Source organism: Acinetobacter sp. ANC 4470 (genome assembly GCF_002135335.1).
GTDB lineage: Bacteria > Pseudomonadota > Gammaproteobacteria > Pseudomonadales > Moraxellaceae > Acinetobacter.
The window spans coordinates 110,496-125,157 of sequence record NZ_NEGC01000008.1; the positions used below are offsets into that span (position 1 = coordinate 110,496).

11 protein-coding genes and 3 pseudogenes are annotated in these 14,662 nt (G+C 36.5%); 5 read left to right on the top strand and 9 right to left on the bottom strand.

The features are described from left to right. Window positions 1–25: 25 nt before the first annotated feature. The 7 genes and pseudogenes from B9T25_RS12240 to B9T25_RS12270 form a co-directional block, all read right to left on the bottom strand. Complete coding sequence (locus B9T25_RS12240; RefSeq protein ID WP_086188691.1) at window positions 26–640, bottom strand: MarC family protein; 615 nt, start codon at window positions 638–640, stop codon at window positions 26–28. Between the two features lie 215 nt (window positions 641–855). Beyond that, complete coding sequence (locus B9T25_RS14890; RefSeq protein WP_086188692.1) at window positions 856–1,182, bottom strand: IS1595 family transposase; 327 nt, start codon at window positions 1,180–1,182, stop codon at window positions 856–858. Window positions 1,183–1,449: 267 nt separating this feature from the next. Continuing rightward, complete coding sequence (locus tag B9T25_RS12250) at window positions 1,450–3,636, bottom strand: TonB-dependent receptor (protein WP_086188693.1); 2,187 nt, start codon at window positions 3,634–3,636, stop codon at window positions 1,450–1,452. A 213-nt stretch (window positions 3,637–3,849) separates the two neighbouring features. Beyond that, a pseudogene (locus B9T25_RS12255) lies at window positions 3,850–4,891 on the bottom strand (IS481 family transposase). Between the two features lie 80 nt (window positions 4,892–4,971). Next, on the bottom strand, window positions 4,972–5,310 hold the full coding sequence (locus B9T25_RS12260; RefSeq protein WP_086188694.1) for a 3-hydroxyacyl-CoA dehydrogenase NAD-binding domain-containing protein: 339 nt from the start codon (window positions 5,308–5,310) through the stop codon (window positions 4,972–4,974). A 224-nt stretch (window positions 5,311–5,534) separates the two neighbouring features. Further along, a complete protein-coding gene (locus B9T25_RS12265; RefSeq protein ID WP_086188695.1) occupies window positions 5,535–6,320 on the bottom strand; it encodes a 3-hydroxybutyrate dehydrogenase in 786 nt (261 codons plus the stop codon). A gap of 35 nt (window positions 6,321–6,355) precedes the next feature. Further along, window positions 6,356–7,779, bottom strand: a pseudogene (locus B9T25_RS12270) (GntP family permease). 766 nt (window positions 7,780–8,545) lie between these two features. On the opposite strand from B9T25_RS12270, the gene B9T25_RS12275 reads away from it, so the two are divergent. From B9T25_RS12275 to B9T25_RS12290, 4 genes are all read left to right on the top strand, one after another. Then, window positions 8,546–9,427 carry a LysR family transcriptional regulator gene (locus B9T25_RS12275; RefSeq protein ID WP_086188697.1) on the top strand — a complete coding sequence of 294 codons (882 nt, stop codon included), beginning with the start codon at window positions 8,546–8,548 and terminating at the stop codon, window positions 9,425–9,427. A gap of 303 nt (window positions 9,428–9,730) precedes the next feature. Next, window positions 9,731–10,435, top strand: coding sequence for a CoA transferase subunit A (locus B9T25_RS12280; RefSeq protein WP_086188698.1), 705 nt, complete (start codon window positions 9,731–9,733; stop codon window positions 10,433–10,435). Window positions 10,436–10,438: 3 nt separating this feature from the next. Next, window positions 10,439–11,086, top strand: a complete 648-nt coding sequence (locus B9T25_RS12285) for a 3-oxoacid CoA-transferase subunit B (protein ID WP_086188699.1) — start codon at window positions 10,439–10,441, stop codon at window positions 11,084–11,086. A gap of 101 nt (window positions 11,087–11,187) precedes the next feature. Beyond that, on the top strand, window positions 11,188–12,366 hold the full coding sequence (locus tag B9T25_RS12290) for a thiolase family protein (protein ID WP_086188700.1): 1,179 nt from the start codon (window positions 11,188–11,190) through the stop codon (window positions 12,364–12,366). Window positions 12,367–12,640: 274 nt separating this feature from the next. Here the strand turns inward: B9T25_RS12290 and B9T25_RS12295 are convergent. Beyond that, window positions 12,641–12,895: pseudogene (locus B9T25_RS12295) on the bottom strand (hypothetical protein); the annotation flags it as partial. A 555-nt stretch (window positions 12,896–13,450) separates the two neighbouring features. Between B9T25_RS12295 and B9T25_RS12300 the strand changes: the two are divergent. Continuing rightward, complete coding sequence (locus B9T25_RS12300) at window positions 13,451–14,182, top strand: Fic family protein (RefSeq protein ID WP_086188701.1); 732 nt, start codon at window positions 13,451–13,453, stop codon at window positions 14,180–14,182. 149 nt (window positions 14,183–14,331) lie between these two features. Here the strand turns inward: B9T25_RS12300 and B9T25_RS12305 are convergent. Next, on the bottom strand, window positions 14,332–14,662 hold a 331-nt coding region (locus B9T25_RS12305; RefSeq protein ID WP_322853463.1), incomplete at its 5' end, for a citrate/2-methylcitrate synthase.

The window sequence follows — 14,662 nt, forward strand, 5'->3', positions numbered from 1 at the left end:
AAATATTTAGCTCTATTAAATAATCTTAATTTTTCTCAATTAATGCAATTATACCTGTGACAATCATGTCTATCGCAATCGTACCTATTAATAAAGCAGATAAACGACCTACGATATCAAAGTAACGATCTATATATTTAGAATGTTTATCACGTAGATGATCATGTGAAAATTTCATAATAATCAAAATAGTACATGTTAATAAAAGAGTTAAAAAAATAACAAGAGCAGCTTCACCAATTGACAAATTCATTCCAGTAACAACAGCAGCACTAATTGTTCCAGGACCAATCATGAAAGGCATAGCAATTGTGCCAGCTAAATGTTCTGGCGCACCTCTCATTTCTCCAATAGTATCAGCTCCCTGAAAAACAAAACGATAACCTATCACTAGAAAGATTAGCCCACCAAATATTTGAAATGACTCAAAACGTACATTCAAATATGTACTAAAAATAGCTTCGCCTCCCCATGCAAATAGCATAAAAACGATGTAAGCAATTAAAGCCCCTTGAATTAATCCTTTATTAAAAACATGAGTCTCTGTATGACGAATAAACCCAATCATATAAACACTCATTAAAAAAGGATTCAATAAGGCAAAAAATAAGGCAAAAGCATGAATATAGGTAGAAAACATTTTAGCTTTCCTTAAAACAAGTTCAGGAAGTGATTAACTTCCTGAAAAATATGGTCTATGAAGTAATAAACATTCTAACTAGCTAATATTTTATCAGTATTTAAAAATTGTAAATAAACACTAAATTCAGTAATTTATTCTACTTAGCATCATCTCCAGTAGAAAGAATTTTTAGGAATTCCGTTGTATTTCCTAAGCGTTCTTTTCGCTTAATTCTAAAAATTCTCAATTCCATTTATATGATTTTGACCATTCTGCAAAATGGCTTGAATAATTGATTCGATGATGACAAAAAACCGCACATCTAAAACATTATAGCTATGCCAACGATCTGTATAAACAATGCTGTCAGGAGTGATTTTCTTTGATATTACAAACATTAAGGTGCTTGCCTTTGTATCAGGAACAATAATGGTATAGACCTTATCGTTGCGTTTTAGCAAACCAAATACAATGATTTTACCTGCTGCACCTCGACCACGTTTTCCTTTACGAGCTCCACCGAAATAGCTTTCATCCAGTTCAACTTCAACATCAAAGATTTCTAAAGCATCTTGTGCTCAATAATAGGAAATAATTTTTCGAATTTTAGTGAAAAAGAGAGCAGCAGAATTGGGATGTATTTCTAATACATCTGCGGCAGCTTTAGCTGTTACACCGAGTACAAAAAACTCGAGCAACCTTAGCTGTATTTTTTATTTAATTTACAATTGGTTGGGGTTATTTTCATAGATTAACACTTTGCTAATCTAGTACAGACCCAAAATTTAAAAGTATCCGCAGAATTTACGGATACTTTATAGCAGAGATTAATAATTAATCGTATAACTCAATGCAAAAGTACGCCCTTCTGCTGGAATAGCCAATAACGAATTTGCATTCGTCACTGCTGCTTGTTGTGCAAATACCGTTTTATATTGATTACCCCAAACATTATAAACACCAAAATCTACACGCCCTTTAGCCATAGGGAAATGAGCCAATACATCCATGGTGGTATAGCCTTTAATCTCTGCTGCGCTATTACTGTCTTTTAAGCCTGCTGCTGTTAATTTTTGGTCATCTTTATAGGCTTTATCTGTGCCTTGAATGGCTTGCATTTGTGCGCGGACACCATAGCCTTCATCGTTATTCCACTCAGCGAACAGGGTTCCCTTCATTGGAGAAACAGCAAAGGCATTGAGTTCATGCCAATTATTTGCTACATCTTTATATTGTCCACGGGTATAACCCAAGGTTCCGCCCACTTTATAATTTTCCATAAATGGATAACTAACATTAGCTTCGGCACCATAAACACGTTGATCAGCATCCACAATATTCACTGATCGATCAGAATTGAACTGTACTACTTTATCAGAGGTATTATAAAAGCCAGTTAAACCTAAGCTTAAACCAGTATCTTGATTTAAGCGCCAACCCAATTCATAGCTATTTACCGTAATAGGCGCGATCCCTGAGGTTGTTAGCGTATAGGCTGCGACATCACGTAGTACACGTTGTACATCCGGATAACTATACCCTTGAGAGAAATTAGCATAAACTTGTTGAGCATCAGTTAGCTTATACACTGTACCTAAATTAAATAAGAATTTATCGGAATCTGTCGAATCAGCAGCCATTAAAGTATAAGGTTTACGTGCCGTTAAATAACTGTCTGTGTCTGCCTGAACATATTGATAACGCACGCCAGTTTGAACATTTAAGCGATCTGTTAAAGCATAGTCGCCTTGTAAAAATGTCCCAATATTTTGAATTTTCGTGTCTGGCCCTGAACCTTGTCTCTCTCCAGTCGGGGTATAGACCAAACCATTATTACTTGGTTTATAGAATTCGGCCCATTGATGATCTTTTTCCCAATCATAATCCAGACCATAAGTCAGTTTTAAATCACGTTCTGCAACTTTAAGATCGGATTGAACCGTAGAGCGAATACCCGCATAGTCAACATTAGATTGGCTTTGTTTCACGTCCACACCATCAGCCGAATAACCATATGGTACAAAGCGAGATTTTTCATTGCGGTAATACGCTTCTACATTCAAAATTTGTCCAAGAAAATCTTGATTTTGATACTGAGTATTAAAAGCATAACGTTCTGTAAATGGTTGATTATCTAAGTTCCAACCTTTAATCGCTTTATAAGAGGGCTGTGTTTTTGTTTTTAAGTAAGAATAGTCAGGGCCATATTCTGTATCTTGTTCATCTTTATAATATTGAGCGCCAAAACTTAAGCTTTGATGGTCAGTTAAATTAAAGTTTAGACGACCATTTACATCAATGGTATCGGTATCCATGGTACTACCTTGCCATGGACTTAATGAAATACGATCGCCATTGCCATCGAACTGAGAACCTCGGCTAGTATAGTCCAGACCTAAAAAACCATCCATTTTATCATGACTAAATGAAGCAGTTTGTCCAAGCTGATACGCCAAGCTATCACCACGGAAATTATCCGTAGAAGTTATGCCTAACTTGGTTTGAAAGCTTACAGGTTCTGATTTATCTGCACGCTTGGTAATAATATTAATAATCCCGCCTGTTGCACCTGAACCATAAATACTGGTTGCACCAGAAACCACTTCAATATGATCAATCATATTCGGACTGATACTGTTGAGTTGACGCGCCACATCACGAGAACCCGTTTGCGATACTCCGTCAATCATGATCAAAACATTCCGCCCACGCATAGTCTGACCATAATTACTGGTTGTCCCACTACTTGGTGCTAAAGATGGTACAAGTTGTGCCAAAATATCTGCGACTTTGCGTCCTGCCCCTGCCTGTTGAGCAATTTCCTCGCCACGAATGGTTTGAACTGTTCCAGCAACCTCAGCAATACTTTTAGCTGTACGCGTTGCAGTCATTACAATGGTAGGAAGCTTGGTATCTGTTGTTTTTATTTCAGATGATTGTGTAACCTCATTTGCATAGAGCTGTGTGCAAATGGCTGTAGTCAGCAAGCAAAGACTAAAGTGAGACAATCGCATTCTTATTCCTTAAACCATAAGTGTTAATTATGGTGCAAATAATAATCATTATTTTTTATAATGTAAAAACTTTTATTTAAATATTTGATGATCTTTAACGGGGATTTATTAAACTGTTTATACAAATGAATTGGAGTTGTATCACTCAAATTTAAAAATGTACTAGCTCAAACCTGATCTGACAGTTACCCAATTTTTATTGTGTCTGTCAGTTTAAATTTGAGCTAAATTCTTCTCAGCCCAAATTCGCTTTCCATCAAGTAAGGTTTCAAATGGAGTTCGTCCATTACACTTTTTACCTTGATGAGTTCGTTCAGTATTATAGAACTTTAACCATTCGTCCAGATCAATTTGTAATTCTTCCAACGAAATATAGAGCTTCTTTCTGAACGTAATTTGATAAAACTCTTGTAAAATCGTTTTATGAAAGCGTTCACATATACCATTAGTTTGGGGGTGATGCTGCTTTTGTCTTTGTATGATCAATATCATTGATTGCTAAATACAGTTCATAATCATGATGTTCTACTTTCCCGCAATATTCCGTACCTCTGTCTGTTAAAATCCGAAGCATCGGTAGATCCTGCGATTGATAAAAAGGTAGTACACGATCATTCAATAAATCAACTGCGGTGATTGGTGTTTTAGTTGTATAGAGTTTGCAATGTGCCACCTTACTGTAGGTATCTATAAATGTTTGCTGATAGATACGACCCACGCCTTTAAGATGACCCACATAGAATGTGTCCTGAGAACCTAAATAACCAAGGTGTACCATTTCAATTTCACCACATGCAACATCATCTTCATGCTTGCGTTCAAGTGCAGAGATTTGTTGATCATTCAGTACGATACCGTCTTGAGCAACTTTAGCTTCTAAAGCCTTAAGCCTCTTTTTAAAGTTCTCTAAATCATGGCGAAGCCAGATAGATCGAACTCCACTTCCTGAAACAAATATGCCTTGTTTACGAAGCTCATTACTTGTTCTGTGTTGCCCATAAGCTGGATATTCAATTGCATAATTGATAATGGCTTGTTCGATATGATCATCAACACGGTTTTTAAAATTAGGGACACGCCGAGATTTATTAATCAGAGCATCCACATCACCTGATTCAGTGAGCTCTTGATAGCGATAGAATGTATCTCTTGATACACCCATGACCTTGCAAGCTCTGGAAACATTTTGAAGCTCTTCAGCTAAATTGAGTAAGACTACTTTGTGTTTAATGATTTGATTGTTAGTATGCATCATAGAAAGTTACCTTTGTTTTGTTAAGATTCGACACCTTTATCAAAACGGGTAACTTTCTCTTTTTCAAGATCTATGTCCGATCAAGTCGGAACTAATACATATAAGTCCTGTTTTAAATCAATTCTTTCTGGACCGTTTTCCTGAATAAAATCTGCATCTTTAACTGCATCAACTAAATCCTTAAAAAAATTTAAATTTTTTAAAATATCTGCAATATTTTTAACCAATTTTTCATCTTGTTGCTGATTGAGTTCGCTTAAATCCAATAAATAAGTTTGTACTCTATTTCTTAAATTAACTTCAGCATCAGGTGCGGGATCAAAAGCATTAACCTGAAATCCCTTATTTAAAAAGAATGCTGTCCAACTGACTCCAATTACCCCCGTTCCAATAACAGCAACTTTTTTCACGTGTTTCATTTTTGAATTCCTCTGGCACAGCGGGATTGAAATTAATGCAATACTCTGACCAAAGCATTAATATCGGATGCTCCGAGTGCCATATTTTTAAAATAAATTGATATTTTTATAAACTTTAGACTTGTAGATAGGTGGCATAAATGCCACCTATCAAATAAAATTTTTGTATCGATTATATGTTTGATGATATGTGTATTTAAATTACGACATCGCCTTAATACATCTTATTGAACTGTATAACCACCATCCATGACAACTGCCTGACCTGTAACCCCGCCTGCTTTATCGCTTGCCAAGAAAATTGCATAATCGGCAATTTCCTCAACACTCAGCAAACGTTTTTGTGGAACCATCGCTAAAATCACATCTTCCAATGCGCTTTTTTCACTAACATTTCTGGTTTTCGCCAAATCTGAAATTTGTCCGCGAACCAATGGGGTATCCACATAACCTGGACATAAGGCATTTACCGTTATTCCATCACGTGCACATTCTAAAGCGGCTACTTTGGTTAAACCAATCACACCATGTTTAGCACTGTTGTAACCTGCTTTACCCGCAAAACCAATCAAACCGTTAATCGAAGCCATATTAATCACACGACCAAATTTTTGGGCTTTCATGATTGGAAATACATGTTTAATTCCAACAAAAGAACCCACTAACATCACGTTAATTAATTTTTGATAAATCTCTGTTGGAAAATCTTCAATTGCAGCAACATATTGAAATCCTGCATTATTAATCAAAATATCCAAACGACCAAAAGTCTTTTGTGTCAGTTCAATGGCTTCTTTATACGCCTGCTCATTTGTCACATCACATGGCGCAGATAAAGCCTCAAAACCTTCATTTTTTAATAAAGCCACGGTTTCAGCACATTTATCACTATTCATGTCAGAAATAACAACTTTCGCGCCCTCATGTGCAAATTTCTTTGCAATTTCAAGTCCTATTCCACTTGCTGAACCGGTAATAAATGCAACTTTATCTTTCAGAATCTGACTCATTATTTGCTCCATTTTTCTATTTTAAACACCAATTTTTAAACAATACCAAACCATGTAAATGCCGCAATCGCAATAAATACTGCAACTGTTTTAATGATGGTAATTGCAAAAATGTCTTTATAAGATTGCTTATGCGTTAGCCCAGTAACCGCAAGTAATGTAATTACAGCGCCATTATGCGGTAAGGTATCCATCCCCCCTGAAGCCATGGCTACAATACGATGCATCACCTCGGGTGGAATATTCATTGCAAGAATTGCAGCGTTATACTGATCAGCCATAGCACTTAAAGCAATACTCATACCTCCAGAAGCGGAGCCTGTTACACCTGCTAAAACTGTCGTGGTCACAGCACCATTGACCAAAGGATTGGTAAAAGTATTCCCCAATGCATGACTAATAATTGCAAAGCCAGGTAAGGCGGCAATAATTGCACCAAAACCATATTCAGATGCAGTGTTCATTACCGCAAGTAAAGAACCGCCAATACTCGCATTTACACCCTCTTTAAAATTGCTATAGACTCGGCGAAAATCAAATAATATCGCTGCAATAATTCCAACAATCAACGCCAAACCAACAGCCCAAATTGCAGAAGTCTTAGCAACATCTACGGTATAATTTGCTAGACCAATTGCATTAAAATCAAAACCATTTGGATACCAAGTTTTGATGGCAGTCGATAGGTATTTATTCGTTACAGCGACTAAAATCAGTGGTACAAATGCCATAAATTGACGTAAGCCAGAACCATTTGAAAGATCATGAGAAGTATTATCTAATAATTGTTGTTCCGCAGCAGTTAATGTAATTCCCGAAGCAAAACCATCGCCATTACGTGCAGCTACACGACGACGCCATTCAAGATAGCTCAAACCTACAGCCAGAACAAAAATCGCACCTATAATTCCTAAAAATGGTGCGGCATAAATATTTGTGCCAAAGAAAGTGGTTGGGATCACGTTTTGAATTTGTGGTGTCCCTGGAAGCGCATCCATCGTAAAAGTAAATGCACCTAATGCAATTGTTCCTGGAATCAACCGCTTAGGGATATCTGCTTGTTTAAATAACTGGTTTGCAAATGGGTATACAGCAAATACAACCACAAATAAACTTACGCCACTATAGGTAAGAATTGCACCAAGAAGTACAACCGTAAGCATCGCATTTTTAGAACCAATGAGCTTAACAATCGTCTTTGCAATGGATTCTGCAATACCTGACATTTCAATGACTTTACCAAAGATCGCACCAAGCAAAAATACAAGGAAATAGTCTTTAATAAAACCAACCATTTTGGGCATAAATACGCCTGAATAAAATGGTAAAACATTTGCTGGATTAATTAGCACTACTGCTAACAAAGCACAAATTGGTGCCATGAGAATTACAGAAAATCCTCTGTAGGCTGTATACATCAGCAGCCTAGAGAAAGTATAATTACACCTAAGTCCCACATTTTTTTACTCCATCCTTAAAGAATATATGTTCGATCCTACTTCAACATTTATTGCAGCAATATCTCAATCCATTAATATCAAACGCTTAGATAAAAATTTAAAATGTATATTTCTTATCAATCGATATATTTATATCAATTTGAGCTTTTATAAAGCTTATAAATTAGGGCATATCTATTCAATTTATTGACTAAACTATAATGCATTTGATTAAACTCATTCTTTCAAAATAATCATTGCGTGATCAGAAAAATTGATTAATCAAACCTTTCACATAACCTCAAAAATTTTATACAAAATAACCTTGGAAATTGAAGTTACGCTCCTTTTTTAAACTTGAAACCCTAAGCGAAATAGCAACTTTCATACGTTTAGAAAATAGTTTTTATATGCGTTTTATCTATCTTCACTTATACTCTTTTCAATCGCTTGATATTAAGGTCTGTTGACATTTAATAAATGGCTTACGTTGTAGGCTAAAATTGAGCAGTGCAAGGCATACAAGCTGGAGACTAAAGTATTTTTTGGCACTACTTCGTTCTCTTGTACAACAGTACCGTTCATCATTTAAAATGACTAAATTTCCTATTTCACGCCTAGTGCCGCCTAAAGAACACGCATAGCTGCAAACATAGATGAATTGTCTACAGGGCCTAATTATCGATCACATGATCAATAATTTAAAAGTCGCATTATTTTTGATGACAGCAAATAGATCTATGTATCTTAGATTTTATTCCTTTTGAAAAGTTGACTAGGTAAATCATGACACTCAAACAATTAAAAGCTTTTTTAGTCCTTGCACGCACTTTAAATTATGCAAATGCAGCGGATGAACTTTGTTTGAGTCAATCTGCTTTAAGTTTAAGTATTAAAACGTTAGAAGAAGAATTGGGTGGAAAATTATTTAAACGTAATACTCGTCGTGTAGAGATTACCAGCGAAGGTCTGTCTTTAATTCCCTATGCTAAAAAGCTTTTAGCCAATTGGGAAGATATGGAAAAAGATGTTAAACAACGATTTAAACTTCATCGTGGCACATTAAATATTGCGTCCATGCCTTTCGCTACGCATGCTGTACTACCAGCAGTCATGCATGATTTTTCAAAACTTCATCCTAATATTAGTTTCTCTATACATGATGTTACTAACGAAAAAATTATAGAAAAGGTACAAGAAGGTATCTTTGAAATTGGTATTTGCTATGAGCCAAAACACAGTGAACAATTAACCTTTAAACTGTTATTTAAAGAGGATTTTGTCGCACTTGTACCTAAAGATCATGTTTTAGCTAAACGAAACAGTGTGTCTATGGCGGAGTTATGCTCTTATCCTTTTATTACACTACAAAAACCGTCTATTATTCGGCATGTTATCGAACAAAATTGTATTACAAACAATTTAGTCTTAGATCTAAAAGTTGAATGTCACCAAATTAGTTCACTTTCACATTTTGTAGCCTATGGTATGGGCGTCAGTGCAATACCAAGACATTTCCACAAATTTATAGATAAGGAACAAAATGTTTTAATTGAAATTGATGATGGCAATGTACATTTGCCTCTTGGCGTTATATATAAAAAAGATTTTGAACTTTCTAATATTTCCGCCCAATTTATTGAAATAATATTGGCTCATCATTTTTAAATCATATAAATATTCAGTTTAGCCATTTACACAGGAAATATTTAGCTTTGATTCTACAAAGCAGCTATCTAAATCCACTCCTAAAGCTTTAAATATCAATAAATCAATCACAAAACTAGACGTCCACCATTTCATCTCTAAAAGCTTCAAATTTTTTAAAATCTACTCGCAACTATTCCTCTGTATTTACAAAAGCCAACGAGATTAATGAGTTTTTTTTATTACACGTTAAAAACATTCAATTTCTAAAAGACCTACTCATTGCTAATAATAAAATACGCAAATGGACATAAGGTTAAAAGGATGAATAAGGTCGCAGCAAATGCTCAAGAAGCGTTAGCAGATATTGTTAATAATAATCAAACTATAGCTGTTGGTGGTTTTGGTTTATGTGGAATTCCTGAAGCACTGATTGACGCATTAAAAGATACTGGCGTTAAAGGCTTAACCTGTATTTCAAATAATGCAGGCATTGATGATTTTGGTTTAGGTAAGTTACTAAAAACCAAGCAGATCAAAAAAATGATTGCTTCATATGTCGGTGAAAACAAAGAATTTGAACGTCAATATCTCAATGGCGAACTTGAAGTTGAACTGACACCACAAGGAACACTGGCTGAAAAATTACGTTCAGGTGGTGCAGGTATTCCAGCTTTCTTTACTCAAACAGGTGTAGGTACGCTCATTGCCGAAGGTAAAGAAACCCGTGAATTTAAAGGTAAAGAATATATTTTAGAACATTCTTTAACAGCGGATGTCGCTTTAGTTAAAGCTTATAAAGCAGACAAAGCTGGCAATTTAGTGTTCCGAAAAACTGCACGTAACTTTAATCCTGAATGCGCTGTTGCAGGTAAATTCACTGTGGTCGAAGTGGAACAGATCGTAGAGGTTGGTGAAATCGACCCTGATGATATCCATCTCCCAGGGATTTACGTCAACCGTATTGTACTAAATGCAACGCCTGAAAAGCGTATTGAACAACTGACTTTAAAAGCAGCGGAGGCTTAAATTATGGCTTGGACACGTAATGAAATGGCGCAGCGCGCAGCACTTGAGCTTGAAGATGGTTTTTATGTGAATTTGGGGATTGGCTTGCCGACCCTTGTTGCAAACTATCTTCCAGAAGGCATTAGTGTTTGGTTACAGTCGGAAAATGGTTTATTGGGCATTGATGAATTCCCTACAGCTGAGACTGTCGATGCAGACTTAATCAATGCAGGTAAACAAACGGTAACAGCACGCAAAGGCGCAGCATTTTTTTCCAGTTCAGAATCCTTTGCCATGATTCGTGGTGGTCATATCAACATTGCTATTTTGGGTGCAATGGAAGTTTCCCAAACGGGTGACCTTGCCAACTGGATGATTCCAGGCAAGAAAGTCAAAGGTATGGGAGGTGCAATGGATCTGGTTGCTGGCGTACAAAAAGTGGTTGTCCTGATGGAACACAATGCCAAAGATGGTAGCCCAAAAGTTGTTAATCAATGTAGCCTCCCTTTAACGGGTAAAGGTGTTGTGAATCGTGTGATTACTGATTTAGGCGTAATGGATATTACGACTGAGGGCATCAAACTAATTGAACTGGCTAAAGATGTTTCACTTGAGCAAATGAAAGCTGCGACGGGTGTAGAACTAATTACCACTGAATTAAAGGTCGCTTAAGACTGAAAATTTTTCTAAAAAATTAGAGTAGCTTCGGCTGCTTTGATTTTATCAATACACAAAAAGATATTCGTAATTCAAATAAATACGGAAATATAAAAATGGAAAATATTGTAATCGTAGCTGCTAGTCGTACTGCCATGGGAAGCTTTCAAGGAAGCTTGGCAAGTTTAACTGCTCCAGATTTAGGTGCAGTTGCCATTCAAAAAGCAATTGAACAAGCCAATATCCCTATCAATGATATTGATGAAGTCATTATGGGTTGTGTTTTACCTGCGGGTTTAAAGCAAGGGCCTGCACGTCAAGCAATGCGTAAAGCTGGACTTCCAGACCATATTGGTGCAACCACAATTAATAAGGTGTGTGGTTCGGGCATGAAAGCAGCCATGCAAGCAAGTGATGCAATTAAAGCAGGTAGCGCAAGTATTGTCGTTGTTGGTGGTATGGAATCAATGACCAATGCACCTTACCTACTCCCTAAAGCCCGCACTGGTTATCGTATGGGACATGGTCAAGTGTTAGACCACATGTTTTTAGACGGTTTGGAAGATGCCGGTACAGGTCGTGCAATGGGTACTTTTGCCCAAGAAATGGCTGATAAAAAAGGTTATACACGTGAACAAATGGATGAGTTTGCAATCCGCTCATTGACTCGCGCACAAAAAGCCATTCAAGAAGGTTATTTCAAAGCTGAAATTGTGCCCATCACTGTATCAACCCGTAAAGGTGATGTCGTTGTAGAACAGGATGAAAATCCTGCCAATGCAAAAATTGATAAAATTCCAACACTACGCCCTGCTTTTGCTAAAGATGGTACGGTCACTGCGGCAAATTCTAGCTCTATTAGCGATGGTGCGTCTGCATTGGTCATCACCTCTGAAACAGAAGCACATAAGCGTGGTTTAAAAGCTTTAGCTGTGATTAAAGCCTATGCCACAAACTCACAACTTCCAGAAGAGTTTACGATTGCACCCGTCGGCGCAATTGAAAAAGTATTGAAACAGACGGGATGGAATACAGCTGATGTCGATCTTTGGGAAGTCAATGAAGCCTTTGCAATGGTCACCATGGCTGCAATTGATGCATTTAAGCTTGATCCTGAAAAAGTGAATGTCAATGGCGGTGCTTGTGCGCTTGGTCACCCACTGGGTTCTTCAGGTTCGCGTATTATTGTAACGCTGATTTATGCACTAAAGCGTTTAGGTAAAACTAAAGGTATTGCAGCGCTTTGCATTGGTGGTGGCGAAGCAACGGCTATTGCAATCGAACTACGTCCATAATTTCATAAGCAAAGAAGTCATGGGGGGCAGCTTTCATGAAACGCACCCAGAGCAGCATTTGAGACAGCTTAAAAATAAAGCTGTCTCATGTCTAAGTTACTGAAAAGCAGTCCAAGTTCTCCCCCATATCCACATTTAATATAAAACTTGGATATGGGGTCTACCTAATTCTGTAAACTTGAACTAAGTATTATTTAAAGCTTAACAATATTTAAACCTTAATAATATTGATTCGTATATTTAAAAGCAGACTATTTTGATGTTTTTAATCTGATCAAAAACTAAATCCAATATTTAGATTCACACGATACATCCATTTTTCACTATTTTCAGACGTTGCAGATGTAAAGCCTGTGCCATTGGTTGCACCACCAATAATATTGGCATTTTTACCCCACGTATAATCTGCCCACACCATAAAAGGAAATGCATTGAACAATGCCCCTGTGGTATTCATTTGTGAGGCTGCTCAGTCACTGCGTTCTTTATCTAAAAAAATATAATCATTATAAAAACGAATCGATTTTAGAAATATGGTGTATTTATTTTAGATTACAAGCTATACCGTTAGAAATTATTTAATGCAGAATGAAAAACAAAATAGTGCAAAATAAGCCAAAAACTTACATTAACCGTGTATCCCTTGAGTTCAATTTTTATTAAAGGATACACACAGGGATACATGGAAAGAAACACTATATGCTTTTATGTTTGGTTATGTTCAGGCATAAAAAAGGCTTAACCCCTTTAGGATTAAGCCTTTTAGTTCCAAAACTAGGCATATTTTGCCATGTTTGGGAAGGTATTTGGTGGAGGTGGCGTCAATTGAACTCAAACTCCAACCAATTCATTCTAAAGCTATTTTATTGAATAAAAAAATTCATTGACCCAATTTTGACCCAAATCTAATTTATTGCATTGAATCACTTGCAAAGTCTTGTTCAAATCCTAAGACAGGATTTGAACTTAACAAAATATTAGCACATCGTAACCCAACAATAAAAGCTATGTTATATCGTTTCATTTTTTTGCTTTTGTTTTTCCTGTATCATCATCAGATAAACTTGTATTCATGGATAAGGTAATGTTTGAGATTATTGATGATTTAAAAAATAAACTAGATCAGCATCGCCCTCTTGCACCTGCCATTGTTAAAAACTTACAAGAAGACCTGATTGTCCGCTGGACTTATCATTCAAATGCGATTGAAGGTAATACGCTTACCCTCCTAGAAACTAAAGTTGTTCTAGAAGGTATCACGGTTGGTGGAAAAGCATTAAGAGAACATTTTGAAGCGATTAATCATCGTAATGCAATTTACTACGTAGAAGATATTATCAAAAAAGAAGAGTCATTTTCTGAATGGCAAATTCGCAATATTCATCAACTTATTTTAAAAAATATTGATGATGACAATGCAGGTCGTTATCGTCAACTAAATGTACTGATCTCAGGTGCGACATCTACCCCACCGGATTACACTTTACTCAATGACAAAATGGCTCAGTTTATTGATTGGTATAATTCTGAAGCAAACAAATTACACCCTATTGAACGTGCTGCTAAAGTTCATGCTGATTTTGTCGGTATTCATCCTTTTATTGATGGTAACGGCCGTACCTCTCGTTTACTCATGAATTTGGAATTAATGAAAGCTGGTTATCCACCTTGCGTCATTACTGTTGAAAATAGATTGGCTTACTATGAAGCGCTTGATCAATGGATGGCTTATGGTAAGACTGATACTTTCATCAAATTAGTCGCTGAAGCCGTGTTAGAAGGCTTTAAGCCTTATCAGGTTGTTTTGGGGATTTAGTTTTTCCGCCAATTAATCTTATATCGATTAATTTCTAAGTAAAATTATTCCTAAAATACAAACGCCCGATGAAATTCATCAAGCGTTTGATTGAAATAAGTGTCAACTTATTTCATGACTATAAATTCTAAACTGGCTGCATTATTTTATTACGCGGCAGAACGCTCAGTAATAGGTACAACTTTACGCAGTTCAGGCCCTGTATAATCCGCACTTGGACGAATAATACGGTTATCCGCGCGCTGTTCCATCACATGTGCCGCCCAACCTGTGACACGGCTCATCACGAAGATTGGCGTGAACAGCTTCGTTGCAATATCCATGAAGTGATACGCTGAAGCATGAAAGAAGTCGGCATTACAGAATAATTTTTTCTCACGCCACATCACTTCTTCACAACGTACTGACACTGGATAAAGTACCGTATCACCTACATCTTTCGCCAAGCGTTCTGCCCAGATTTTGATGATGCCATTACGT